At 62.7% G+C, this 22,025-nt stretch carries 25 protein-coding genes and 1 tRNA gene; 5 read left to right on the forward strand and 21 right to left on the reverse strand.

Annotated elements, in window-relative coordinates; translation table 11 throughout:
* Nucleotides 1-34: 34 nt before the first annotated feature.
* Entirely contained in the window at nt 35-1,399 is a 1,365-nt protein-coding gene (gene ppnN / locus HBJ55_RS01365) for a nucleotide 5'-monophosphate nucleosidase PpnN (protein WP_206022144.1), read from the forward strand.
* Between the two features lie 53 nt (nt 1,400-1,452).
* Here the strand turns inward: ppnN and HBJ55_RS01370 are convergent, their stop codons facing one another.
* Together HBJ55_RS01370 and HBJ55_RS01375 are read right to left on the reverse strand one after the other, a co-directional pair.
* Nucleotides 1,453-1,827, reverse strand: coding sequence for a hypothetical protein (locus HBJ55_RS01370; protein WP_167110296.1), 375 nt, complete (start codon nt 1,825-1,827; stop codon nt 1,453-1,455).
* Nucleotide 1,828: 1 nt separating this feature from the next.
* Nucleotides 1,829-2,293, reverse strand: a complete 465-nt coding sequence (locus tag HBJ55_RS01375; protein WP_167110298.1) for a flavodoxin domain-containing protein — start codon at nt 2,291-2,293, stop codon at nt 1,829-1,831.
* A 155-nt stretch (nt 2,294-2,448) separates the two neighbouring features.
* Here HBJ55_RS01375 and HBJ55_RS01380 point away from each other — a divergent pair, with 155 nt between their 5' ends.
* Nucleotides 2,449-2,664, forward strand: a complete 216-nt coding sequence (locus HBJ55_RS01380) for a DUF2788 domain-containing protein (protein ID WP_167110300.1) — start codon at nt 2,449-2,451, stop codon at nt 2,662-2,664.
* Between the two features lie 69 nt (nt 2,665-2,733).
* Here HBJ55_RS01380 and ihfA read toward each other — a convergent pair whose 3' ends face one another.
* The 13 genes from ihfA to HBJ55_RS01445 all read right to left on the reverse strand — a co-directional run bounded on the left by ihfA (nt 2,734) and on the right by HBJ55_RS01445 (nt 15,191).
* Nucleotides 2,734-3,039 carry an integration host factor subunit alpha gene (ihfA, locus tag HBJ55_RS01385; protein ID WP_167110302.1) on the reverse strand — a complete coding sequence of 102 codons (306 nt, stop codon included), beginning with the start codon at nt 3,037-3,039 and terminating at the stop codon, nt 2,734-2,736.
* Between the two features lie 64 nt (nt 3,040-3,103).
* A complete protein-coding gene (gene pheT / locus HBJ55_RS01390) occupies nt 3,104-5,485 on the reverse strand; it encodes a phenylalanine--tRNA ligase subunit beta (protein ID WP_167110304.1) in 2,382 nt (793 codons plus the stop codon).
* Between the two features lie 61 nt (nt 5,486-5,546).
* The gene (gene pheS, locus HBJ55_RS01395) at nt 5,547-6,566 is read right to left on the reverse strand and encodes a phenylalanine--tRNA ligase subunit alpha (RefSeq protein WP_167110306.1); all 1,020 of its coding nucleotides are present in this window, start codon (nt 6,564-6,566) and stop codon (nt 5,547-5,549) included.
* Between the two features lie 224 nt (nt 6,567-6,790).
* The gene (gene rplT / locus HBJ55_RS01400) at nt 6,791-7,144 is read right to left on the reverse strand and encodes a 50S ribosomal protein L20 (RefSeq protein ID WP_104203667.1); all 354 of its coding nucleotides are present in this window, start codon (nt 7,142-7,144) and stop codon (nt 6,791-6,793) included.
* A 37-nt stretch (nt 7,145-7,181) separates the two neighbouring features.
* The gene (rpmI, locus tag HBJ55_RS01405; protein WP_089725334.1) at nt 7,182-7,376 is read right to left on the reverse strand and encodes a 50S ribosomal protein L35; all 195 of its coding nucleotides are present in this window, start codon (nt 7,374-7,376) and stop codon (nt 7,182-7,184) included.
* An 84-nt stretch (nt 7,377-7,460) separates the two neighbouring features.
* Nucleotides 7,461-8,030 carry a translation initiation factor IF-3 gene (infC, locus tag HBJ55_RS01410; protein WP_442907174.1) on the reverse strand — a complete coding sequence of 190 codons (570 nt, stop codon included), beginning with the start codon at nt 8,028-8,030 and terminating at the stop codon, nt 7,461-7,463.
* 31 nt (nt 8,031-8,061) lie between these two features.
* Nucleotides 8,062-9,960: a threonine--tRNA ligase gene (gene thrS, locus HBJ55_RS01415; RefSeq protein WP_167110310.1), complete on the reverse strand. Its 1,899-nt coding sequence runs from the start codon at nt 9,958-9,960 to the stop codon at nt 8,062-8,064.
* 288 nt (nt 9,961-10,248) lie between these two features.
* Entirely contained in the window at nt 10,249-10,944 is a 696-nt protein-coding gene (locus HBJ55_RS01420; RefSeq protein WP_167110312.1) for an OmpA family protein, read from the reverse strand.
* A 248-nt stretch (nt 10,945-11,192) separates the two neighbouring features.
* Nucleotides 11,193-11,660, reverse strand: a complete 468-nt coding sequence (locus HBJ55_RS01425; protein WP_167110314.1) for a DUF2489 domain-containing protein — start codon at nt 11,658-11,660, stop codon at nt 11,193-11,195.
* A 161-nt stretch (nt 11,661-11,821) separates the two neighbouring features.
* The gene (gene cyoE / locus HBJ55_RS01430; protein WP_167110636.1) at nt 11,822-12,721 is read right to left on the reverse strand and encodes a heme o synthase; all 900 of its coding nucleotides are present in this window, start codon (nt 12,719-12,721) and stop codon (nt 11,822-11,824) included.
* 40 nt (nt 12,722-12,761) lie between these two features.
* Nucleotides 12,762-13,823 (reverse strand): COX15/CtaA family protein, encoded by a 1,062-nt coding sequence (locus HBJ55_RS01435; protein WP_167110316.1) that lies wholly within the window; start codon nt 13,821-13,823, stop codon nt 12,762-12,764.
* A 95-nt stretch (nt 13,824-13,918) separates the two neighbouring features.
* Nucleotides 13,919-14,503, reverse strand: coding sequence for a redox-active disulfide-containing membrane protein (locus HBJ55_RS01440; RefSeq protein WP_240935939.1), 585 nt, complete (start codon nt 14,501-14,503; stop codon nt 13,919-13,921).
* On the reverse strand, nt 14,484-15,191 hold the full coding sequence (locus HBJ55_RS01445; protein WP_240935940.1) for an SURF1 family protein: 708 nt from the start codon (nt 15,189-15,191) through the stop codon (nt 14,484-14,486). The genes HBJ55_RS01440 and HBJ55_RS01445 overlap by 20 nt, the downstream gene beginning before the upstream one ends.
* A 43-nt stretch (nt 15,192-15,234) precedes the next feature.
* On the opposite strand from HBJ55_RS01445, the gene HBJ55_RS01450 reads away from it, so the two are divergent.
* Nucleotides 15,235-15,432 carry a DUF2909 family protein gene (locus tag HBJ55_RS01450; RefSeq protein ID WP_167110320.1) on the forward strand — a complete coding sequence of 66 codons (198 nt, stop codon included), beginning with the start codon at nt 15,235-15,237 and terminating at the stop codon, nt 15,430-15,432.
* Between the two features lie 49 nt (nt 15,433-15,481).
* On the opposite strand, the gene HBJ55_RS01455 is transcribed toward HBJ55_RS01450, so the two are convergent.
* The 5 genes from HBJ55_RS01455 to HBJ55_RS01475 form a co-directional block, all read right to left on the reverse strand.
* The gene (locus tag HBJ55_RS01455; RefSeq protein WP_167110322.1) at nt 15,482-16,339 is read right to left on the reverse strand and encodes a cytochrome c oxidase subunit 3; all 858 of its coding nucleotides are present in this window, start codon (nt 16,337-16,339) and stop codon (nt 15,482-15,484) included.
* Nucleotides 16,336-16,929 (reverse strand): cytochrome c oxidase assembly protein, encoded by a 594-nt coding sequence (locus HBJ55_RS01460; RefSeq protein WP_167110324.1) that lies wholly within the window; start codon nt 16,927-16,929, stop codon nt 16,336-16,338. Before HBJ55_RS01460 ends, HBJ55_RS01455 begins: the two co-directional genes overlap by 4 nt.
* Nucleotides 16,930-16,981: 52 nt before the next feature.
* Nucleotides 16,982-18,619, reverse strand: coding sequence for a cytochrome c oxidase subunit I (gene ctaD / locus HBJ55_RS01465; protein ID WP_167110326.1), 1,638 nt, complete (start codon nt 18,617-18,619; stop codon nt 16,982-16,984).
* A gap of 73 nt (nt 18,620-18,692) precedes the next feature.
* Nucleotides 18,693-19,811 (reverse strand): cytochrome c oxidase subunit II, encoded by a 1,119-nt coding sequence (coxB, locus tag HBJ55_RS01470; protein ID WP_167110328.1) that lies wholly within the window; start codon nt 19,809-19,811, stop codon nt 18,693-18,695.
* A 183-nt stretch (nt 19,812-19,994) separates the two neighbouring features.
* Complete coding sequence (locus HBJ55_RS01475; protein ID WP_167110330.1) at nt 19,995-20,168, reverse strand: DUF2970 domain-containing protein; 174 nt, start codon at nt 20,166-20,168, stop codon at nt 19,995-19,997.
* A 234-nt stretch (nt 20,169-20,402) separates the two neighbouring features.
* Here HBJ55_RS01475 and HBJ55_RS01480 point away from each other — a divergent pair, with 234 nt between their 5' ends.
* Nucleotides 20,403-20,762, forward strand: a complete 360-nt coding sequence (locus HBJ55_RS01480) for a hypothetical protein (RefSeq protein WP_167110332.1) — start codon at nt 20,403-20,405, stop codon at nt 20,760-20,762.
* A 97-nt stretch (nt 20,763-20,859) separates the two neighbouring features.
* On the opposite strand, the gene HBJ55_RS01485 is transcribed toward HBJ55_RS01480, so the two are convergent.
* Nucleotides 20,860-20,936: transfer RNA gene (locus HBJ55_RS01485), tRNA-Pro, on the reverse strand.
* 290 nt (nt 20,937-21,226) lie between these two features.
* Between HBJ55_RS01485 and kduD the strand changes: the two genes are divergently transcribed.
* Complete coding sequence (gene kduD, locus HBJ55_RS01490; protein WP_167110334.1) at nt 21,227-21,979, forward strand: 2-dehydro-3-deoxy-D-gluconate 5-dehydrogenase KduD; 753 nt, start codon at nt 21,227-21,229, stop codon at nt 21,977-21,979.
* Nucleotides 21,980-22,025: the final 46 nt, after the last annotated feature.

Genomic DNA, 22,025 nt, shown 5'->3' on the forward strand with positions numbered 1-22,025 from the left:
CAGGGACGCAAGCCGACACCACAAGGATCGTTTCATGCCCGACACCATCTCCGCCACCATCTCGCCCCTGCGAAGCCTGGAAGTGCTCTCGCAGCACGAGGTCAACCGCCTGCGCGACACCTCCAAGGCCGGCCTGCATGACCTGCTGCGGCGCTGCTCTCTCGCCGTACTCAGCTCTGGCAGCATGACCGACGACAGCCTGGTGCTGATGGAGACCTATCACGACTTCGATATCGAGGTCATCCAGCAGGACCGCGGCATACGTCTCAAGGTGACGAATGCCCCTGCCGAGGCCTTCGTCGATGGCAAGATGATTCGTGGTATTCGCGAGCACCTCTCCTCGGTGCTGCGCGACATCATCTACGTCTACAACGAGATTCAGCAGCACCAGCGGTTCGACCTCACCACGGGTGAAGGCACCACCAATGCGGTATTCCATATCTTGCGCAAGGCCGGCACCCTGAAGCCCGGACGCGATCCTGGCATCGTGGTGTGCTGGGGCGGTCACTCGATCACCCGCGAGGAGTACGAGTACACCAAGGACGTCGGCTATCAGCTCGGCCTGCGCGAGCTGGACATCTGTACCGGCTGCGGCCCCGGCGCCATGAAGGGGCCGATGAAGGGCGCCAACCTGGCGCATGCCAAGCAGCGTATCGGCGATGGCCGCTACCTGGGCATTTCCGAACCCGGCATCATCGCCGCCGAAGCGCCCAACCCGCTAGTCAACGAGCTGGTGGTGATGCCCGACATCGAGAAGCGCCTGGAGGCCTTCGTGCGCCTCGGTCACGGTATCGTGGTCTTCCCCGGCGGCGTTGGCACGGCCGAGGAGATCCTGTACCTGCTGGGTATCCTGCTCCACCCGGACAACCACGACATGACACTGCCGGTCATCTTCACCGGCCCGGCCAATTCGGCTGATTACTTCCAGCGCATCGACGAGTTCCTGGTCTATACCCTGGGCGAGGCGGTACGCGACAAGTATCGCATCATCGTCGACGATCCCGTCGAGGTCGCTCGCACCATGCGTCAGGGCATCGACAGCGTCACCGAATTCCGCCGTGTCCAGCAGGACGCCTTCCACTACAACTGGCGGCTGACCATCGCCCGCGATTTTCAGGAAACCTTCGAACCTACCCACGCAGCGATGGCTGGCCTGGCATTGCACCGCAACCAGCCGGTCCATGAGTTGGCGGCCAACCTGCGCCGTGCGTTCTCGGGAATCGTAGCCGGCAACGTGAAGGAGCATGGGCTGCGTGCCATCGAGGCCCATGGCCCCTTCAAACTGCACGCCGAGTCGGAGCTGATGCGCCGCCTGGATGACCTGCTTGGCTCCTTCGTAGCCCAGGGCCGCATGAAGCTGCCGGGGCGCGAGTACGAGCCCTGCTACCGACTGGTGTGAAAAAGATACCCGCTAACAGCAAAAGCGCCGGGCGCAACAGCACCCGGCGTAGGTCAAGCCGACTGGCTGACGGGACGCCACCATAGCCACAAGGCATGCAGCAGCAATCCAAGAGTGGCACCATGCGCGATCAGCAGCTGCCAACTGATCCAGGCGGTGAATAGCGCATGCCACAGTCCCATCAGTGCCAGCCCGGCCACTAGCGACACTGCCAGTCGCTTGCCCAGCCGGGGCAGCCGGGCACGCTCCCTGCCTTCCAGCATGCGCCAGTTCACGGCCGCCACGACCGCCACCACCGCAATGGCAATGACGATCAAGGTCAGGCGGTTCTGGTGCCCGCCGGCGAGATAGCGCGGCACGGTGGCAAACATCAGCACCAGCAGGCCCGCCATCAGGCTCAGCCGTTCCGCCGTCGGCGCGGCATTCATCTCAGGCCACCTTGAGCTGCTGGGTTTCGATCCACTCCTCGGCCCAGGGCAGCGCCGCGTCATCGGCCATGAAAGTTTCCATGGCGTCGACCTCCAGGCGCTCTCCCAGGCGAGTGGCACCCAGCCCCTCGAGCATCTCATCGAGGCGGCGCCCGGCGCCACAGAAGGTGTCGCCATAGGAGCTATCGCCCAGGGCGATAACGCCGTAGCGCAGTCCCACCAGCGATGGACTCTGCTCGTCGAGCGCGCGCGCGAGGGGCACGAAGTTGCCGGGAAAATCGCCGCTACCGGTCGTGGAGACACAGAACAGCGCCAAGTCGGGCCGCTCCTCGGTCAAGTCCTCGAGCGTCGACTGTTCGAGAATGGCGGTATCGTAGCCGGCCGCTTCGAACAGCGGAGCGACCTGTTCGGCGACATCGAGCGCACCGCCATACATGGTTCCTACGAAGATCTTCAACATTGGCATGTCGGGGCTAAACCTGAACTATTCAACGAGATAATACCACGGCGCAGGCCACTGACGCAGTTCGACAGCCAGCCTCGCCGCTCGGCGACGAGGTGTCGCATGCAGCTCGGGGCATGCCCGAGTATAATAGTCGGCCTTTCGTTCGAGGAGGCGACATGCTGCAGACGCAGACATTCGAAGCCTGGATCACCCCCCTGCTCATCGGCGGGCTGATCCTCTTCATGAGCTTCATTATCTGGGACCTGGCCAAGAAATCCCAGGCCGGCCGCTTTGGCACCATCATGCTCTTCGTAGTGCTCGGAGCGGGCATGATGGGCTACATCCTCAAGGTGGTCGTCACCTGGTTGATGGAGAGTGGCGGGGGCGTGTAGTACGCAGGATACCCCCTTGGAGGCATCCTGCGCCGACAGTGAGTCGCGAAACCTGGTTAGGCGCGAGCCTTAGCTAGGCGCCGAACCTTCGTAGCGCTCCACCTGGCTCTTGAGCTTCTGACCCGGGCGGAAAGTCACGACACGACGTGCCGAGATGGGGATCTCCTCGCCGGTCTTCGGGTTTCGCCCGGGGCGCTCACGCTTGTCGCGCAGGTCGAAATTGCCGAACCCCGACAGTTTCACCTGTTCGTTCTCGCGCAGGCACGCCCTGATCTCCTCGAAGAAAGCCTCTACCATGGCCTTGGCTTCACGCTTGGTCAGACCCAACTCGGCGTGAAGATGTTCGGCCAGTTCCGCCTTGGTCAACGCTCCCATGTCCCCTCCTCAGAGTGGCGGTCCAGCCCGCCGCCTGCACGGCTTCCGGCGATCCTTCGCGCGTTCATCCGCGCAGCTCGGCTCCCAGATGCTGATGCAATTCGACGACGATGGCATCGACCAACTGATTGATTTCCTCGTCATTCAGCGTGCGCGAAGGATGCTGCCAGGTCAAGCCCAAGGCAACACTCTTGCTGCCCTCGGGCACCCCTTTGCCCTGATAGACGTCGAACAACCTCAGCTCCTGCAACCACTCACCCGCCTGATTGCGCACGCAATCCAGCAGCGCCTGTACGGGGCGATCTTCCTCGAGCAGGAAGGCCAGGTCCCGGCGCACTTCCGGGTAACGCGACAACGGCTCGAAGCTGGGCAAGCTGCCGTGGGTCAGCGCGTCCTGGCGCACCTCGAACAGGAACACCTCGACCTTGAGCCCCAACTCGGCCTTGACCCCAGGATGCAGCGCTCCGATCCAGCCCACCGGTTCGCCGCGGAAGATGATTCGCGCACTCTGTCCCGGATGCAGAGCAGGATGCTCGCCGGGCTCGAAGCGCCAGGCCCCCTCCTCGCCGCCGAGCGCCATCAGGCTCTCGAGATCACCCTTGAGGTCGAAGAAATCGACCTTCTCGCGACCACCGGACCAGCCTTCGGGGAAGCGTTCGCCGCAGGCCAATGCCCCGACCATGGGCGTCTGTTCCAGCTCGTCCAGGTCGCCGCGGAAGATCAGCCCCGTTTCGAACAGGCGTACACGGGTCTGCTGACGGTTGAGGTTGTACTCGAGCGCCCGCACCAGCCCCGGGAACAGACTCGCCCGCATCACCGCGAGGTCGCTGGAGATGGGATTGGCCAGCCGCGGCGATACCGCGTCCGGCAGCAGTACCTGCTGCAGCTCGGGGGCAACGAAGCTGTAAGTGACGGCCTCCTGATAGCCGCGCGCCACCATCTGGTGACGCAATCGTGCCAGGGGCGTACGCGCCTCATGATCGGGGCGCAGTGCCAGACGCGCCGCCGGGCGACGCACCGGCAAGCGATTGTAGCCGTGTATGCGCGCCACCTCCTCGATCAAATCCTCCTCGATGGCGATATCGAAACGCCAGCTCGGCACCTGCGCCTGCCAACCGGCCTCAGCGGCACGAATCCGCATGCCCAGCCGCTCGAGAATCTCCTGCACCTCCTCGCCGGGCAGTGTCTTGCACAGTGCCTGCTCCAGCCGTTCGGCACGCAGGGTGACTTCGCGCTCGCCCGGCAGGTGCGCCGCGCTTGCCGCCTCTACCAGCGGCCCCGGCTCGCCGCCGGTGATCTGCAGCAGAAGTGCCGTGGCACGCTCCACCGCATCGCGGGTGAGCTGCGGGTCGACACCGCGCTCGAAGCGATGGGATGCATCGGTATGCAGGCCATAGGAGCGAGCCTGGCCTGCCACCGCCAGCGGAGAGAAGAAGGCTGACTCGAGGAAGATGTCGCGCGTTGCCGGCCCGACCCCGGAATACTCACCCCCCATCACCCCCGCAATCGCCAGCGGACCGCGCTCGTCGGCGATCACCAGGGTGGAGGCATCCAGGCTGATCTCCTGACCGTCGAGCAGGGTCAGTTGTTCGCCCTGGCGTGCCAGCCGTACCACCACCGCACCATGCAGGTTCTCGCGGTCGAAGGCATGCAGCGGCTGGCCCAGTTCGAGCATCACGTAGTTGGTCACGTCGACCACCGGGTCGATCGAACGAATACCGCTGCGCCGCAAGCGCTCGACCATCCACAGCGGCGTTGTTGCGGTGACGTCGACGCCCTTGATCAGCCGGCCGATATAACGCGGGCAACGCTCTGCATCTTCGACCCGCACCGGGAAGGTCTCGTTGTGGCTTGGCGCGACCGGCTCGATGGCGGGCGGTGTCAACGGCAACCGATTGAGCACGCCGACTTCCCGCGCCAGCCCCTTGAGGCTCAGGCAATCCCCGCGGTTGGGCGTCAGGTCCACCTCGACGGTATGGTCGTCGAGCCCCATCCAGGCACGAAAGTCCTCGCCGGCCGGAGCATCGGCGGGCAGTACCAGAATACCTCCCGAAGTCTCCTCGGCCAGTCCCAGTTCGGAAGCAGAGCAGATCATTCCGCGGGATTCCACACCGCGCAGCTTGGCCCGCTTGATCTTGAAGTCGCCGGGCAGCACGGCGCCTACTCGAGCGAAAGGCACCTTCTGCCCAACCGCCACGTTGGTGGCGCCGCACACGACCTGCACCGTCTCGCCGCTGCCATCGACCACCTGGCATACGTTCAGCTTGTCGGCGTCGGGATGCTGCTGCTTGTCGACGACCTCGGCTACCACGACGCCGCTGAAGTCCGCGGCAACGGGCTCGACGGCATCCACTTCCAGGCCGGCCATGGTGATCTGGTCGGCCAGCCCCTGTACGCCCAGCTGCGGGGATACCCACTCACGCAGCCACTGTTCGGAAAATTTCATGGTCAATCCTGTGTTCGGCCGAAATTCATGTCACGCCATCCGGGCTCGTGCGAAGCTCGAATCAGGCGAACTGGCGCAAGAAGCGCAGGTCGTTGTCGAAGAACATTCGCAGGTCGTTGACGCCATAGCGCAGCATGGCCAGACGCTCGGCGCCCATGCCGAAGGCGAAGCCCTTGTAGCGCTCCGAATCGATGCCGGAGTGGCGAAAGACTTCCGGGTGCACCATGCCGCAACCCATCACTTCCAGCCAGCCGCTGTGGGAGCAGACACGGCAGCCGTCGCCCGAACACATCACGCACTGGATATCGACTTCGGCGGACGGCTCGGTGAACGGGAAATAGGAGGGCCGGAAACGCACCGAGAGATCGTCACGCTCGAAGAAAGCGTGGAGGAAATCCTCGATGGTGCCCTTGAGGTCGGCGAAGCTCACGTCCTCGTCCACCAGTAGCCCCTCGACCTGGTGGAACATCGGCGTATGCGTCAGGTCGGAGTCGCTGCGATAGACTCGTCCCGGGCAGACGATGCGGATCGGCGGCGCCTGTTCCTTCATCGTGCGTACCTGTACCGGCGAGGTGTGAGTACGCAGCAGTCGCGTGGCGTCGAAGTAGAAGGTATCGGCCATGCCCCGTGCCGGATGGTGCGCCGGAATGTTTAGGGCCTCGAAATTATGGTAGTCGTCCTCGACTTCCGGCCCTACGGCAACGTCATAACCGATACGGCCGAACAGCCCCTCGATACGCTCCAGGGTCAGGGTGACCGGATGTAGACCGCCACTGACATGGCCGCGCCCCGGCAGGGTCACGTCGATGCGCTCCGCCGCCAGTTGGGCCTCGAGTGCGGCCTTCGCCAGCGACTTGCGGCGGGCATCGAGCTCCTCGGCCAGGGCCTGTTTGGCCTGGTTGATGCGCTCTCCGGCTGCCGGCCGCTCGTCCGCCGGCAGTTTGCCCAGCCCCTTCAACTGGGCGGTAATCTCGCCTTTCTTGCCAAGGTAATGCACCCGCAGCTCATCGAGCGCCGCGATGCTCTCGGCGGCCTGTATGGCCTGACGGGCCTCGGTGACCAATGTCGGTAGATGGTCCATCCGCTGAGCTCCGAAATCGTTGATTCTACTGTTAACGCGTCAGTGGCGCGTGGCAGCAATCGCCGTTAGCAATTGCTGACGTCGCGCCAGCGACGGCCCGTAGGGTGGCCGCCATGGACGGTGCCCCTAAAAAAACAGGGGAAGAGCGGCTGCTCTTCCCCTGCGACGGTCTGGCATCGTGACGGACCGGCCTGGGCCGGCCCGTCGCCATCGGCCGATGTCACTTACTGGGCAGCCTTGGCCTTCTCGACGATGGCGGCAAAGGCAGCCTTCTCGTGAACGGCCAGGTCGGCCAGCACCTTGCGGTCGATCTCGATGCCGGCCTTCTTCAGGCCACCGACGAAGCGGCTGTAGGACAGGCCGTGCTGGCGGGCACCGGCGTTGATACGCTGGATCCACAGGGCGCGGAACTGACGCTTGCGCTGGCGACGGTCACGGTAGGCGTACTGACCGGCCTTGATGACGGCTTGCTTGGCTACGCGGAAGACGCGCGAACGCGCACCGTAGTAGCCCTTGGCCAGCTTGAGAACTTTCTTGTGACGACGACGAGCGACGACACCACGCTTGACACGAGTCATGGCTTTCTCCTGACGTTAAAGTGGGGCAACCAAAGGCTTAAAGATTCGGCAGCATGCGCTGGATCAGTGCCTTGTCGGCGTCGTGAATCTGCTTCATACCGCGCAGTTGACGCTTCCGCTTGGTCGACTTCTTGGTCAGGATGTGGCTACGGAACGACTGCTTGTGCTTGAAGCCGTTGGCCGTCTTCTTGAAGCGCTTGGCAGCGCCGCTGTTGCTCTTGATTTTCGGCATGAGAATAACTCCGCTCGAGATTTTTCAGAAAACCCGGGGCCGGTGGGCGGCTCGCGCCGACCACCCGTTTGGCTGGCCTTCGGATCACTTCTTCTTGGGGGCAATGATCATGATCATCTGGCGCCCTTCCATCTTGGGGAAGGCCTCCACGGTCCCGATGTCCTCGAGATCCGCGGCAATCCGCTCCATCAGCTTGCGGCCGATGTCCTGGTGCGCCATTTCACGGCCACGAAAACGCAGCGTGACCTTGCCCTTGTCGCCACCTTCGAGGAAACGAATCAGGTTCTTCAGCTTGACCTGGTAGTCGCCCTCGTCGGTGCCAGGCCGGAATTTGACTTCCTTGACCTGAATCTGCTTCGTCTTCTTCTTCTGAGCTGACTTCTGTTTCTTCTGCTCGAAGACGAACTTGCCGTAATCCATGATCTTGCAGACGATCGGATCGGCATTGGAAATCTGGACGAGGTCAAGACCGGCCGCTTCGGCACGCTCGAGCGCTTCGCTGGTGGGCACTACGCCCAGCTGCTCGCCGTCGCTGTCGATCAGGCGAACCTGATCCTCGGTTATCCGCTCGTTCATAGGGGGGCGCTTGTCCTGTGGACGTGCGCGCTGGCTGCTTCGCTTGATCGTTCCGTCTCCGTTCCGGTAATTGACGATGTCGTTACCAACCTGTCTTTACCAACCTATGCTACCACCCTTCGGCCCGAATCCGCTCAATGAAGGCATCAACGGTCATGGTACCAAGGTCTTCGCCGGTGCGCGTGCGCACGGCAACCGAGTCGGCTTCGACTTCCTTATCTCCTACCACCAGAAGATAGGGAACCTTCTGCAACGTATGTTCGCGGATTTTAAAGCCGATCTTCTCGTTCCTCAAGTCCGCCTTGACGCGAAGGCCAATTTTCTGCAAGCGACGCTCGAGATCGTGAGCGTAATCGCGCTGCGAATCGGTGATGGTCATCACCACGGCCTGCTCCGGTGCCAGCCACAGCGGCATGGCCCCGGCATAGTGCTCGATCAAAATACCGATGAAGCGCTCCATCGACCCCACGATGGCGCGATGCAGCATGACGGGAGGCCTGCGGTCCCCCTCCTCGGTCACGTATTGAGCACCAAGGCGCGTCGGCATCATGAAGTCGACCTGCATGGTGCCGACCTGCCACTCGCGCCCGAGGCAGTCCTTCATGTGATACTCGATCTTGGGGCCGTAGAAAGCCCCTTCGCCGGGCAGCTCTTCCCACTCCACCTCGCAGGCCGAAAGAGCCCCACGCAGTGCCGCTTCGGCGCGATCCCAGACGTCGTCGCCACCCAGGCGCTTCTCGGGACGCAGGGCGATCTTGACCGCAATGTCCTCGAAGCCGAAATCGCGATAGACCTTGAGCGCCTGGCGGTGGAAAGCCGTCACCTCCGGCTCGACCTGGGCTTCGGTGCAGAACACGTGGCCGTCATCCTGGGTGAAGGCGCGCACGCGCATGATGCCATGCAGTGCACCCGACGGCTCGTTGCGGTGACAGCCGCCGAACTCGCCATAGCGTACCGGCAGCTCGCGATAGCTGCGCAGCCCGGAATTGAAGACCTGGACGTGCCCCGGGCAGTTCATCGGCTTGAGCGCATACTCACGCTTCTCCGACTCGGTGAAGAACATGTTCTCGGCGTAGTTGTCCCAGTGGCCCGACTTCTTCCACAGCGAGACGTCCATGATCTGCGGGCAGCGGATCTCCTGATAGCCGCCCTCGCGGTAGACGTTGCGCATGTACTGCTCGACGACCTGCCACAGCGTCCAGCCCTTGGGGTGCCAGAACACCATACCTGGCGCCTCTTCCTGCATGTGGAAGTAGTCGAGCTTGCGCGCCAGCTTGCGGTGGTCGCGCTTCTCGGCTTCCTCTAGGCGCTGCAGGTAGGCCTTGAGCTGCTTCTTGTCGCCCCAGGCAGTGCCGTAGATACGGGTCAGCATCGGCTTGCTGGCATCGCCACGCCAGTACGCGCCGGCCAGCTTTGTCAGCTTGAACGCCTTCAAGTGCCGCGTATTGGGCACGTGGGGCCCCCGGCACATGTCGGTATATTCTTTATGGAAATACAGGCGAATGGTCTCGCCCTCGGGGATGTCGCGAATGATTTCCTGCTTGTAGGGCTCACCGCGCTCCTCAAAGGTGCGCATCGCATGGTCGCGGTCGACATACTCGCGAATCACGTCGTATTCGCTGTCGATCAGCACTTTCATGCGTTCTTCGATCGCGGCCAGGTCATCAGGCGTGATGGAGCGGTCGAAGTCGATGTCGTAGTAGAAGCCGTCGTCAATCACCGGGCCGATGGCCATCTTGGCCTCGGGATAGAGCTGCTTGACGGCGTGCCCGATCAGGTGGGCACAGGAGTGGCGAATGACCTCCAGTCCCTCTGGGTCGCGGGCCGTGATGATCGCCACATCAGCGTCATGATCGATAATGTCGGCGGCGTCCACCAGCGCACCGTCGATCTTGCCGGCCACGCAGGCCTTGGCCAGCCCGGGGCCGATGGACTCGGCAAGCTGCATTACGCTGAGGGGTTCGTCGAAAGTTCTCTGGCTGCCGTCCGGCAGGGTCACGATGGGCATCAAAACATCCTTTGCGCAGTGGTGATCCATACCAAAGATCACGTGTCGCGGTTGATAGCAGATTAGAAAAAGGTCATCAGTCCGCGAGGTGTGCAGCCCGCCCATTACCCTGGGCGATACGAGTGCCGTGTCAAACGGCCCCGCTGCACGTCACGGCGGTCGACAAGACTAACAGAATCAGGCCCTCCTGCGCCATGACGAGGCAGGAAGAGATCGTGTAACGCAACAGGGGCACCCGAAGGTGCCCCTGCCGAAAGCGTGACCGGACGAAGGTCCGTACCGCTTCGATCAATCCCAGTTATTGATCTCGACGCGACGGTTCTGAGCACGACCTGCGTCGGTCTCGTTGGTCGCAACCGGCTGCTCTTCGCCGTAGCCACGTGTGGTCATGCGATTCGTGTCGATTCCGCGAGAGACCAGGAAATCGCGAACGGAGTCGGCACGACGCTGGGACAGGTCCATGTTGTACTGGTTGGAACCGACGGAGTCGGTATGGCCTTCGATGCTAACCCGCATACGAGGATTCTCGCGCAGGGTCGAAGCCACCTGGTCCAGAGTCGGGTAGGCGCTCTCGCGAATTTCAGCTGAATCGAAGGCGAAAGTTACTTCGCTGTCCAGCACCACCGGCTCGAACTCGGGGGCCGGAGCGGGCGCGGGCTCGGGCTCCGGCATCGGCTCGGGCTCGGCTACGGGCTCCGGCGAACGATCGGCACACAGCAGGGCACCGATCGCGGAGCCAGCCACTGCACCGGTTGCGGCACCACTTTCCTCGTCGGATTCGCCGCTGGTGGCATAGCCGATGCTGCCGCCAATCAGACCACCCGCGATACCGCAGACCAGAGGTTGTTGATACCAGGCATTACCGGTCGACGCCGTTGCCGTACCACCCGCTCTATCGCCGCCCTTCTGGAAATCGGTGGCGCAGCCGGAGAGGCCGATCACCAGCGCAGAACCCAACAGCAAGCCAGTCGTTGATTTTTTCATTGCAAGACTCCTTCTTGATTTCATCTCGGGGCTACGTAAAGCGAACTACCCCGAAGGTCAGGACATTCATTGACCCAACGGCTTCAAGTGTAGGCCTTTCCCGCCCTTGCTCAAAGCGCCGTCACACTCCATTCGTTGACCATTGTGCCGAATATTGCCAGGAAAAACCCGGGAAATGGCCATTGATTAGCTTGGCGGAGTACGCTAGGCGCCGCCAACATACCTTGCCGTAAAGTATTTGTATAGCTTCAATGCAGGCTACCCGGCCAGCCGCGGCGAAACGCAAGGAGCTCTTCCGCTGCCGCCAGTACCGGCTGACGCCACTCCGCCTCGACCTCGAGACGCTCACGATCCTCACGCATTCGCTCGCGCGGCGTCAGTTGCTTGCGTGCGGAATGAGTATGCAGATGCTGGGTGCGTGAGTAAACCTCGCCGAAGGCCTGGAAGCCGGGCCTCTCGATCAGACTGGGATCGAGGATGTCGAGCAACAGCTTGCAGCGCCAGGCGCCTTCCGTTATGTCCACCTGCTCCTGCAGCAGTGAGGAAGCGACGATTTCGAGGTTGGATAGACAGTTCTCGTGAGCGCGGCGAAGCTCTTCCTCACGAAAGGCCTCTCGGCGCTTCACCTCCTGCCACAGAGTAAAGGCATAAGCCGCCAAGCCAGCCACGATGGCCAGGCTCACGGCAAGCAGGATCAATGCCGTTGTCGTCGTCATCGAATCTCCAGGCTGACGAATGATCCATCGAATTGTAACGCAAGCCAGGTCCTGATACAGGTCCAGTACGTTTCAGCCACAGCGGCAGTGACGCAACGGCAAGCGCCCGGCATATCCATACCGGGCGCTTGCAGAGCGGTGACTGATATCGCGCAGCGTCGCTACATCGCCCAGAGTCCCGCATAGTGATCCAGCAACAGCACACCGAACACACCCAGGATGTAGCGGATAGAAAACCAGAAGGCAGCCAAAGGGGCCTTGGAATCCGCGCCGCGCCAAACCTTCCAGTTCCAGTACATGAAGCGCAGATTCAGCGCCATCACGCCAAGCAGATAAACGGCGCCGCTCATGCCGATGACGAAAGGCAGCAGCGTCACGGCAACGGTCAACCAGCCATAAAGCCATACCTGCAGCCGCGTGAACGCCTCGCCATGGGTCACCGGCAGCATCGGCACACCGGCGCGAGCGTACTCATCACGCTTGTGGATCGCCAGCGCCCAGAAGTGCGGCGGCGTCCAGGCGAACACGATCAGCACCAGCAACAGCGGCTCCGGCCCTAGCTGTCCGGTAACCGCCGTCCAGCCGAGCATGGGGGGCGCCGCCCCAGCCACGCCACCGATGACGATGTTCTGCGGTGTCGCGCGCTTGAGGAAAGCCGTATAGATGAGGGCGTAACCGATCAACGACGCCAGCGTCAGCCAAGCCGTCAGCGCGTTGATCTGCCACAGCAACAGGGCGATGCCGGCAATGGAGAGCAGCGACGCCCAGCCCAGCGCCAGCACGGTGGGCATGCGCTGGCTTGCCAGGGGGCGCTGCGAGGTGCGCAGCATCATCGCATCGAGCCTGCGATCGACCACGTGATTGAAGGCAGCCGCTCCGCCGGCGGCCATACCGATACCGGCCAGGCCGAACACCACCGTGGCAAGCGACGGCAAACTCGGTGTCGCCAGTGCCATGCCCACCAGGGCGCACACCAGCATCACCACTACTACCCTGGGCTTGCATAGCGTGAGCAGGTCCTGCCAGGTCCAGGCGGCCGATTCGTGCAGGCCCAGCTGCATCAACAGCGTGCCCTTGATCCCCTCACGCTTCGTCAGTGCGTTAGACATGCACCCACTCCTTCTCCCTTCGTGTCGAATCCTCGACTTCCGTGACCGGCTCTCGCCAGTGCCATACGGCCAGTGCCAGCAGCAGCACGAGCGACAGAGCTCCGGCCGTGTGCAGCAGTGCCAGCCACAAGGGAAGCCACATCAGTACGTTGGCGATCCCCAACCCTAGCTGAACACCATAGGCGATGAGCAGCCCACCGAGCCAGGGGCGCATGCGCGCCTCTCTCCAGTAGCGCAACGTCAGCATGAGCAGCGCCAACCCCAGCAGCAGCGCACCGATGCGATGCCCCTGGTGGATGGCGGTGCGGGCATCGGCATGCAACTGGCCATGCAGATAATTTGGCCCCACCGTCTGCGTCAGGTGGAACCCCTCGCTCCAATCCATCGCGGGCCACCACTGTCCGTTACAGGTGGGAAAGCCCTGGCAAGCGATACCGGCATAGTTGCTCGAGACCCAACCCCCCAGCGCCAGTTGCAGCACCAGCAACGCCACGGCCGCTATCCACAACGGAGTCAGCCGACGCTTCGCCGCGGCGGCTTGGGCACCCTTGGCAAAACGGCGCAGCCCCAGATGCAGCCACAGGAACAGCACCAGTACCGAGAGCCCTCCCAGCAGGTGCAGGGTCACGACCTGCGGCCACAGTTTGAGCGTCACCGTGAAGGCACCGAAGGCGCCCTGCAGCAGGATCACGCCCAGCAGGGCCACGCTGGTCTTCCACGGATAGCCGGGGCTGTGACGCAACCTGACACCCAGCAGCAACAGGCCGATTACCAGCAGCCCGAGCGTCGATGCCAGATAGCGATGAATCATCTCGACCCAGGCCTTGAAAGCTTCCAGCGGGGCGTCGGGTGAGTGCAGCAAGGCACGTTCCACATCAGGCACCACCAGCTCACCGTAGCAACCGGGCCAGTCGGGGCACCCAAGGCCGGCATCGACCAGACGCGTCCAGGCGCCGATCAGGACCACGACACTGGTGAAAACGACGCCCACCAGGCTTAGGCTCAACAATAGACGAAGCCGACGCACATGCGCCTGACCGTGAAGAGTTGGCATCGACACATCCTGCATGAATGGCGTCCTGGATCTTGTCATGTCTCGAGTCGAACATGTCACATCGCTCGGCGAACCGGGAGGAGACGGCTTCAACGCTAGCTTCCTTCGAATTCCTCGGCCGCGCGCGGATCGGGATTGCGTTTCAGCAGACGAGTCAGGTCGTCCTTTACGTCGCGCTCCGCAACGCTATCATCGTAGCGCAACACCACCCGCCCCTGCGGGTCGAGCAGCCAGACAGCGCCCGCTGCCTGCCACTCGGGCATCTCCCTCCACTGGCTGACTTCCTCGCCGGGCAGGGCTTCGGCGCTGCCGCCTATGCGCAAGCGCGTGACGCGAGGAGCCTCGCGACCCAGCGCCCGATGCATACGCCACCAGCGGTCCGCCAGGGCCTCACAGTCACGGGTACAGTCGAAAGCCAGTACCCAGTCGCCGCCATCGAAAGACGCCTGGCGCTCGACCAACGGCCACTCCGGCAACGATGGCACTGGGGGAGCCAGCTCTCCATGAGCGGTATGCTCTTCCGGGATGCCGACGCGCCAAGTCAGCATGATCCATGCCGTCAACATCGGCAGTGCGAAGACGGCGATCAGAGCCAACAGCTTCAAGCGCTGATGACGGACGTTCATGGCTTCCTGCACGGCACTTCCTCGTAATGCTTGCTCATCGTTCATCACCTTCATGAGGGGAGCCGCCCAGCGCATGGCGCCTATCTCCGGCCAGCCGGCGCCCCCCGATGATCATCACCGCCAAGGCCGCCAGTGCCAACCCCCACCATTGGACCGCATAGCCGACATGGCGACTGGGTGGCACCACGTTGGGCGTCCACCAGGGCTCAAGACGGCCAGGCCCCTGTTCGAGATGCAGCCAGCCATCATGCGCAAAGCCGCCCGGCAGATCCCAGGCGGAGAGCTCGATGCGCTGCAGGCGCCTCCCTTCCCGATTGGGTCCGTAGAGCGGCGGTGGATCGCCGGCGGCCTGCCAGCGCCCCCGCAGCGCAACCTCGCCCTCGGGCGTCGTGGTCTCGGGTGTCGCCCGGCTCGGCCCGGTCGGCAGGAAACCGCGCTGCACCAGCCACAGGCGTCCGTCCTCAGCGCGCAGCGGCGTCAGCACGGCTACCCCCAACTGCCCCTCGTGGGTGCGGTTATCGAGGAATAGTGTCTCCCCCGCCAGGTACTCACCACGCAGGATCAGATGAGACCCGGCTGGCGGTATCTCCTTCGGGGCTTCCAACGTTGGTGCCGCATCCAGCCGGGCAAGATAACTGCGCTTGTCGTCGGCCCGCTCCCACTGCCATAGTCCAAGCAACAATCCCAATATCACCAGCAGCGACCAGAGCAGGTACCATATGCTCGACCGCCAGCCGGGCATGCGCTTGCCACGCCTCGGTCCCTGACCTCCAACGGAGTCCCCCATGTTTCTCAAGACCTTGATAGCCGTCGTGTTTCTGGCCATGTTGACCAGCCTGGCAGCCGGTGTCGGTTTCCTGTTGCGCGACGACAGCCAATCACGCCGGCTGCTGGTATCGCTGAAGATTCGCGTCACACTCGCTGCGCTGCTTCTCGCCCTGCTGTTCTACGGTTTCTTCTTCGGCAGCCTGGGCGAAGCATGACCCCAGGCTGCCACGGGGGGCGCCTACCGAGCGAGGCAGGCGCTGGCGATCAGAATACGTAAACGGTAATGAACAGGCCTACCCAGACCACGTCGACGAAGTGCCAGTACCAACTGGCCGCCTCGAAGCCGAAGTGCTCTTCGGGTGTGAAATGGCGACGCACGATCCGCGCCAGCATTACGATCAGGATGATCGTACCGACGATGACGTGCAGCCCATGGAACCCGGTCAGGATGAAGAAGGTCGCGCCATAGACGCCGGCCTTCAAGGTGATGCCGTAGTGGGCATAGGCTTCGTAGTATTCGACGCCTTGAATGGCGATGAAGCACAGGCCCAGCAGCACGGTGCCGGCTAGCCAATTGCGGCACACCTTGCGGTGGCCTTCCTTGAGCGCCTCGTGCGCTACGGTCAGGGTAATGCTGGAAGAGATCAGGATCAGCGTGTTGACCAGCGGCAGCTGCCAGGGGCTGAAGACCTGGGCCGGGCCGGCAATGGAGGAGTCAGGCGGGCTGATCAGCGGCCAGTGCGCGGTGAACTCGGGCCAGAGCAGCGCCGTGGCGCCCTTGGTACCTTCGCCACCCAGCCAGGGAATGGCAAAGAAGCGGATATAGAACAAGGCACCGAAGAAGGCGGCGAAGAACATGACCTCGGAAAAGATGAACCAGCCCATTCCCCAACGGAAGGAGCGGTCCATCTGGGTGTCGTACAAGCCTTTTCGCGACTCGGCGATAACATCGCGGAACCATAGCGCCATCACCGCCAGGACACCTGCCAGGCCAACCAGCATGACGATGCTGCCGCGGTCGTGAACCAGCATCATGCCAGCCCCGATCATCATCACCCCAAGGGCCAAAGAGCCCAGCGCGGGCCACTTGCTGGTTGCCGGGACATAGTAACTGCCACTCATGCCTCTTCTCCTTGTATGGTCTGGACATCCGCCTGAAGCGGCTCATGCTTGCCCTCGATCGGATAGAGGGTATAGACCAGGGTGACGGTACCGACCTCCGGGGGCAGGTCGCGATCCAGCTGGAACACCAACGGCAGCTCCAGCCGCTCCCCCGCCTGCAACTGCTGCTCCTCGAAACAGAAACAGCTTGCCTTGCGTACGTGACGCGTGGCCGTGGAAGGCGAGACGCTGGGAACTGCACGCCCCCAACTCACCGCATCGCTCTGATTGACGAAAGTGAAGTACACCTCGGAGGTCTGCCCCGGGTGCAGGCGAACCTGGCGGGTTTCCGCCTCCATTCGCCATGGCAGCCCCGCCCCGCTGCGAGTGATGAACTGCACGGTAACCGTGCGCGATTCATCGACATTCTCGTGAACGAGGGCCTGCGCCGTGGTATCGACCTTGCCGTTGATACCCGTCACCTTGCAGAAGACGTCATACAGCGGCACCAGGGCGAAGGCGAAGGCGAACATGCCGGCCAATGCCGCCGCGCTGCGCCAGACCGTACGCTTGACCCCCGCCTGACGCTCATCCGTCTCGTTACGAACCATGCGTCACTCCTGCTCACTTTCCGGCCATCGAGCCTCGGCCGGAAGCCTGCGCTCAATGCGCCGGGCGATGAAAGGTCGGTGGCGTCTCGAAGGTGTGCAGCGGCGCCGGGCTCGGCACGCTCCACTCGAGGTCATCCGTATGATCGCCCCAGGCCTGCGCCGGTGCTTTCTGGCCACCTCGCGCACAGAGCACGATCACCGCGACGAACAGCAGTTGGGAAAAGCCGAAGATGAACGACCCGACCGAGGACGCCAGGTTGAAGTCGGCGAACTGCAGTGCATAGTCGGGAATCCGCCGCGGCATGCCGGCCAGCCCCGAGAAGTGCATCGGGAAGAAGGTCAGGTTGACGCCGATCACCGAAAGCCAGAAGTGCCACTGGGACAGGCGCAGGTGAGGATAGTGCCCGGTCCATTTGGGCAACCAGTAGTAAGCCCCCGCCAGGATGGCGAAGAGTGCCCCGGGTACCAGTACGTAGTGGAAGTGCGCCACCACGAAGTAAGTGTCGTGATACTGGAAATCGGCCGGGGCGATAGCCAGCATCAGGCCCGAGAAGCCGCCGATGGTGAACTGCACCACGAAGGCCAGAGCGAACAGCATCGGCGGCTCGAAGCTGATCGAACCGCGGAACATGGTCGCCACCCAGTTGAAGACCTTCACCCCCGTAGGCACCGCGATCAGCATGGTGGCGTACATGAAGAACAACTGGCCGACCAGCGGCATCCCCACGGCGAACATATGGTGCCCCCACACCAGAAACGAGAGAATGGCGATGGCGGCGGTGGCGTACACCATGGAGGCGTAGCCGAACAGTCGCTTGCGGGCGAAAGTCGGGATGATCGCCGAAACGATGCCGAACGCCGGCAGAATCATGATGTAGACCTCGGGATGCCCGAAGAACCAGAACAGGTGCTGGAACAGTACCGGATCACCCCCCCCCGCGGCGTTGAAGAAGTTGGTGCCGAAATTGATGTCCATGAGCATCATCGTCACCACCCCGGCGAGCACCGGCATGACGGCGATCAGCAGGAAGGAGGTAATCAGCCAGGTCCACACGAACAGCGGCATGTCCATCAAGCGCATGCCCGGTGCGCGCATGTTGAGAATGGTCGCGATGATGTTGATCGCGCCCAGGATCGAACTGATACCGGCGATATGCAGCGACAGGATGAAGAACGTCGTCGAAGGTGGCCCGTAAGTGGTCGACAGCGGCGCATAGAAGGTCCAGCCGAAGTTGGGGCCGCCACCAGGCATCAGCAGCGTGGAAAGCAGCAGACCGAAGGCCACCGGCAGCAGCCAGAAGCTGAAGTTGTTGAGGCGCGGCAACGCCATGTCGGGGGCGCCGATCTGCAGCGGTATCATCCAGTTGGCCAGGCCGGTGAACGCCGGCATGATCGCCCCGAATACCATGATCAGACCATGCATGGTGGTCATCTGGTTGAAGAATTCGGGCCTGACGAACTGCAACCCAGGCTGGAAGAGCTCGAGCCGAACCACCAGGGCAAAGATGCCGCCGATGAAGAACATGGTTAGCGAGAAGATCAGGTAAAGGGTCCCGATCTCCTTGTGATTGGTGGTCAGCAGCCAGCGCAGCATGCCCTTCGGCGGGGTCTCATGAGCATGTCCATGCCCGGCTTCCGCGGCGGTGCTGCTCTGCTCGAGAATCGCTTGAGGAGGTACCTTTGGGGCCATCGGAAAACTCCATAAACTATGTCTTGTTATCGCGCGTCAGGTCAGGGCACGGCGCGCACGCCGTGCCCGCCGCTCACTCTTCCAGCCGTTCGGCAATCTCGGAGGGCTGAACCACGTCGCCGGTCTCGTTGCCCCAGGCGTTACGCGTAAAGGTGATGACTGCAGCCAGCTCGACGGGGTTGAGCGTGCTGCGGAACGCCGGCATGGCGCTACCGGAGACGCCGTTCAGGACGGTCTCGATGTGCCAGTCGGCATCTTCGATCAACTGCTCATTGCCGGCCAGAGCCGGGAAGGCGGGCGGCGAACCCTGCCCCTCTGGCTGGTGACAGGAGGCGCAGATGCTGCCGAAGACGCCTTCGCCACGCTCCATCAGCTCATCCATCTCCCATTCGCGGTCGATGCCCATGGCCTCCTCGGCAGCCGCCTCCTTGCGCTCGGCCAGCCAGGTGTCGAACTCCTCCTCCTCGACGGCCTGCACGACGATCGGCATGAAGCCGTGATCGACGCCGCAAAGCTCGGCACACTGGCCGCGGTAGATGCCCGGCTCCTCGATGCGGACCCAGTTTTCGTTGACGAAGCCGGGAATGCTGTCCTGCTTGACGGCCAGCTCGGGCACCCACCAGGCGTGCAGGACGTCATCGGAAGTGAACAGGAAGCGAACCTTGCGATTGATGGGGAGAACGAGCGGCTCATCGACTTCGAGCAGGTAGTGCTCGCCGCGCTCCTCTTCCCCGTTGATCTGCGCCCTGGGCGTGGCCAGGTTCGAATTGAAGGAGACGTCCTCGCCAAGGTACTCGTAGCGCCAGCGCCACTGTTGCCCCGTGACCATCACGTCGAGATCGGCGTCGGAGGGATCGTAGATCTTCTGCAGCGTCGCGGTGGCCGGCACCGCCATACCGACCAGGATCAGCAGCGGAACCGCTGTCCAGATGATCTCTACGGTAGTGTTCTCATGGAAGTTGGCTGACTTGGCGCCCTTGGAATGGCGATAGCGGAACAGGGAATAGAACATCGCCCCGAACACGACTACACCAATGACCACACAGATCCAGAAAATGGTCATGTGCAAGCCATAGATTTCGCCACTGAGGCTCGAAACCCCAACGGGCATGTTCCAGCCGTTTGCCAGAGCCACCTGGCTCGAGCCAACAAGGATCAAGACCCCTGCCAGCCAGACGAGCAGAGTCCGCATCGACGCCTCCCGAAAACTTGTAGTTGTAGCGAACGGCTGCCCCGAGTGTCAGGGGTCGGGGGCTCTCATCCATGGAGAACATTAGCCGCTTCTTCATCGAGTATATAGAGATCTAATCTTGAAAGTCACTGCCTACGCCTAAGCCTTCTGGCTAACGCGCCAATCAACGCAGCGTCAGCCCGCTTAGCCTGCCGCAAGTACCGCTACCAACGCAATCACCCCCACCAGCACTGCTGCCAGCACGATACCCGTGACAATGAAGGCGATCGGGTTTCCTTCCTCGAAGTCCTTGAGCCGCTGCTGTTCTCGTTGCACTCCGAGGAAAGCGGCAAGTACGGACTTGATGACTTCCCACATGCCAAAGTCCTCCTATCCAGGCCAGAGCCACACGCCGAGGCACGAACCAGCTCGTATCTGCCAGCCCGCACAAGGGAAGCATGCCATGAACCAAGCGTAAAGAAACATGCCAGGAAAACGCAAAATGTTCATAACGCAGCGCAGCAAAAAAACATGGATCAAGCCATGGCTGAGCTACACTCAGATGGATAACCCGCCCCCGTTCATCAGCGCTTTTCGCGACAGGAGTTCGACATGGCCAGCGCCAGCACCACGCCCTCTCGCCAGCTCCCGGCTCTCGGCCCTTCACAGCCGCTCGTGGAGTGGTGGGCTCAACAATGGGTACAGGGAATCACCCCGATGACACGCATGCAGCTTGCCTGGATGGAGAGCCTGACCGACGTGATGCAGCAGGAAGCACGCTTCTTCGCTGCTCTCTCCGCCGCCGGGGAGCAGCTCGGCAAATGTTATGAAACCCACGGTACCGACCCGCAGAAAATGCAGGAGTGCTATGAGGAAATCGCCCGCGAGGTTGCCGACCAGCACATGCAGCGGCTCAAGCAAGTAACCACTCTACCGCAGGAATTCAGGCGTCGCATCTGGGAAGAACTCTGAACGAGACAATGGGACGCACAGCGCGAGCAAGAGGGACAGAGCGCAACGAAAAACCGCCACCCGGGCGAACCCGTCAGTGGCGGTTTTTCTGAATCAATGGTCGGAGCGACAGGATTCGAACCTGCGACCTCTGCAACCCCATTGCAGCGCGCTACCAAGCTGCGCCACGCTCCGACTTTTTTCGCATCGCTCATGCGCCACGAGAAGCAGCGAAGAGCGACGCTTCCAGGTTGACCGACCGTGTCGGCGCCCCTGAGAACGAGGCGTATACTAGCGCGTTCGAGCCCAAATGGAAAGTCTCTTTTGTACTTTCCTTTCAGTTGGTTGCCCGTGCGCCAGGCCGCGCGGTGCGGATCGACGGCGGTACCGAGCCCTCGTCTGTGACCGGCGACTTCGCCCTTTCATGACGATCGACGCTATCTTCACCTCTGCAGGCACAATCGCATCGCAGAGGGAGAAATCGCATGTCACGCTTTTCACTGGATGGTCGGGTCGCCATGGTCACCGGTTGCAACAAGGGGCTCGGGCAAGGCATCGCCGTGGCCCTGGCCGAAGCCGGCGCCGACGTCGTCGGGGTCAACCGCCGTGCCGCCGACGAGACCCGTGGGCGCATCGAATCGCTGGGCCGTCGCTACGTGAATCTCGAGGTCCGGCTCGGCCATGATCGCGCCGAAGAGATCGTTGCCCAGGGCGTCGAAAGCCTGGGGCGCATCGATACACTCGTCAACAATGCGGGCACCATCCGCCGCGCCCCGGCGCTGGAATTCACCGAGGCGGACTGGGACGAGGTAATGGAACTTAACCTCAAGGCCGCCTTCTTTCTCAGCCAGCAAGTGGCTCGTCACCTGATGGAGCGCAAGGCACCGGGACGCATCGTCAACATCGCATCGATGCTGTCGTTTCAGGGCGGCATTCGCGTGCCCTCCTACACCGCCAGCAAGAGCGGCATCCTCGGCCTGACACGCTTGCTGGCCAACGAGTGGGCCGCCCATGGCATCACGGTCAACGCCATCGCCCCCGGCTACATGGCCACCGACAACACCCAGGCGCTACGCGAGGACGAGACGCGCAGCGCCGAGATTCTCGGTCGCATCCCCGCCGGTCGCTGGGGAACGCCTGACGACCTTGCCGGTGCCGCAATCTTCCTTTGCTCCGATGCCGCCGGTTACGTCAACGGCCATGCCCTTGCGGTGGATGGCGGCTGGCTTGCGCGCTGACTAACGCTTCGTCGGCGTTGAGTTGCATTTCCTCCGGACTGGGCCA

Source organism: Billgrantia bachuensis (assembly GCF_011742165.1).
GTDB classification, from domain to species: Bacteria; Pseudomonadota; Gammaproteobacteria; order Pseudomonadales; family Halomonadaceae; genus Halomonas; species Halomonas bachuensis.

Bases quoted from the DNA above. Each gene is read 5' to 3' on its own strand.
- ppnN (WP_206022144.1), top strand. From the start codon at position 35: ATGCCCGACACCATCTCCGCCACCATCTCGCCCCTGCGAAGCCTGGAA.
- HBJ55_RS01370 (WP_167110296.1), bottom strand. From the start codon at position 1,827: ATGAATGCCGCGCCGACGGCGGAACGGCTGAGCCTGATGGCGGGCCTG.
- HBJ55_RS01375 (WP_167110298.1), bottom strand. From the start codon at position 2,293: ATGCCAATGTTGAAGATCTTCGTAGGAACCATGTATGGCGGTGCGCTC.
- HBJ55_RS01380 (WP_167110300.1), top strand. From the start codon at position 2,449: ATGCTGCAGACGCAGACATTCGAAGCCTGGATCACCCCCCTGCTCATC.
- ihfA (WP_167110302.1), bottom strand. From the start codon at position 3,039: ATGGGAGCGTTGACCAAGGCGGAACTGGCCGAACATCTTCACGCCGAG.
- pheT (WP_167110304.1), bottom strand. From the start codon at position 5,485: ATGAAATTTTCCGAACAGTGGCTGCGTGAGTGGGTATCCCCGCAGCTG.
- pheS (WP_167110306.1), bottom strand. From the start codon at position 6,566: ATGGACCATCTACCGACATTGGTCACCGAGGCCCGTCAGGCCATACAG.
- rplT (WP_104203667.1), bottom strand. From the start codon at position 7,144: ATGACTCGTGTCAAGCGTGGTGTCGTCGCTCGTCGTCGTCACAAGAAA.
- rpmI (WP_089725334.1), bottom strand. From the start codon at position 7,376: ATGCCGAAAATCAAGAGCAACAGCGGCGCTGCCAAGCGCTTCAAGAAG.
- thrS (WP_167110310.1), bottom strand. From the start codon at position 9,960: ATGCCCATCGTGACCCTGCCGGACGGCAGCCAGAGAACTTTCGACGAA.
- HBJ55_RS01420 (WP_167110312.1), bottom strand. From the start codon at position 10,944: ATGAAAAAATCAACGACTGGCTTGCTGTTGGGTTCTGCGCTGGTGATC.
- HBJ55_RS01425 (WP_167110314.1), bottom strand. From the start codon at position 11,660: ATGACGACGACAACGGCATTGATCCTGCTTGCCGTGAGCCTGGCCATC.
- cyoE (WP_167110636.1), bottom strand. From the start codon at position 12,721: ATGCAGCTGGGCCTGCACGAATCGGCCGCCTGGACCTGGCAGGACCTG.
- HBJ55_RS01435 (WP_167110316.1), bottom strand. From the start codon at position 13,823: ATGCCAACTCTTCACGGTCAGGCGCATGTGCGTCGGCTTCGTCTATTG.
- HBJ55_RS01440 (WP_240935939.1), bottom strand. From the start codon at position 14,503: ATGAAGGTGATGAACGATGAGCAAGCATTACGAGGAAGTGCCGTGCAG.
- HBJ55_RS01445 (WP_240935940.1), bottom strand. From the start codon at position 15,191: ATGCCCGGCTGGCGGTCGAGCATATGGTACCTGCTCTGGTCGCTGCTG.
- HBJ55_RS01450 (WP_167110320.1), top strand. From the start codon at position 15,235: ATGTTTCTCAAGACCTTGATAGCCGTCGTGTTTCTGGCCATGTTGACC.
- HBJ55_RS01455 (WP_167110322.1), bottom strand. From the start codon at position 16,339: ATGAGTGGCAGTTACTATGTCCCGGCAACCAGCAAGTGGCCCGCGCTG.
- HBJ55_RS01460 (WP_167110324.1), bottom strand. From the start codon at position 16,929: ATGGTTCGTAACGAGACGGATGAGCGTCAGGCGGGGGTCAAGCGTACG.
- ctaD (WP_167110326.1), bottom strand. From the start codon at position 18,619: ATGGCCCCAAAGGTACCTCCTCAAGCGATTCTCGAGCAGAGCAGCACC.
- coxB (WP_167110328.1), bottom strand. From the start codon at position 19,811: ATGCGGACTCTGCTCGTCTGGCTGGCAGGGGTCTTGATCCTTGTTGGC.
- HBJ55_RS01475 (WP_167110330.1), bottom strand. From the start codon at position 20,168: ATGTGGGAAGTCATCAAGTCCGTACTTGCCGCTTTCCTCGGAGTGCAA.
- HBJ55_RS01480 (WP_167110332.1), top strand. From the start codon at position 20,403: ATGGCCAGCGCCAGCACCACGCCCTCTCGCCAGCTCCCGGCTCTCGGC.
- kduD (WP_167110334.1), top strand. From the start codon at position 21,227: ATGTCACGCTTTTCACTGGATGGTCGGGTCGCCATGGTCACCGGTTGC.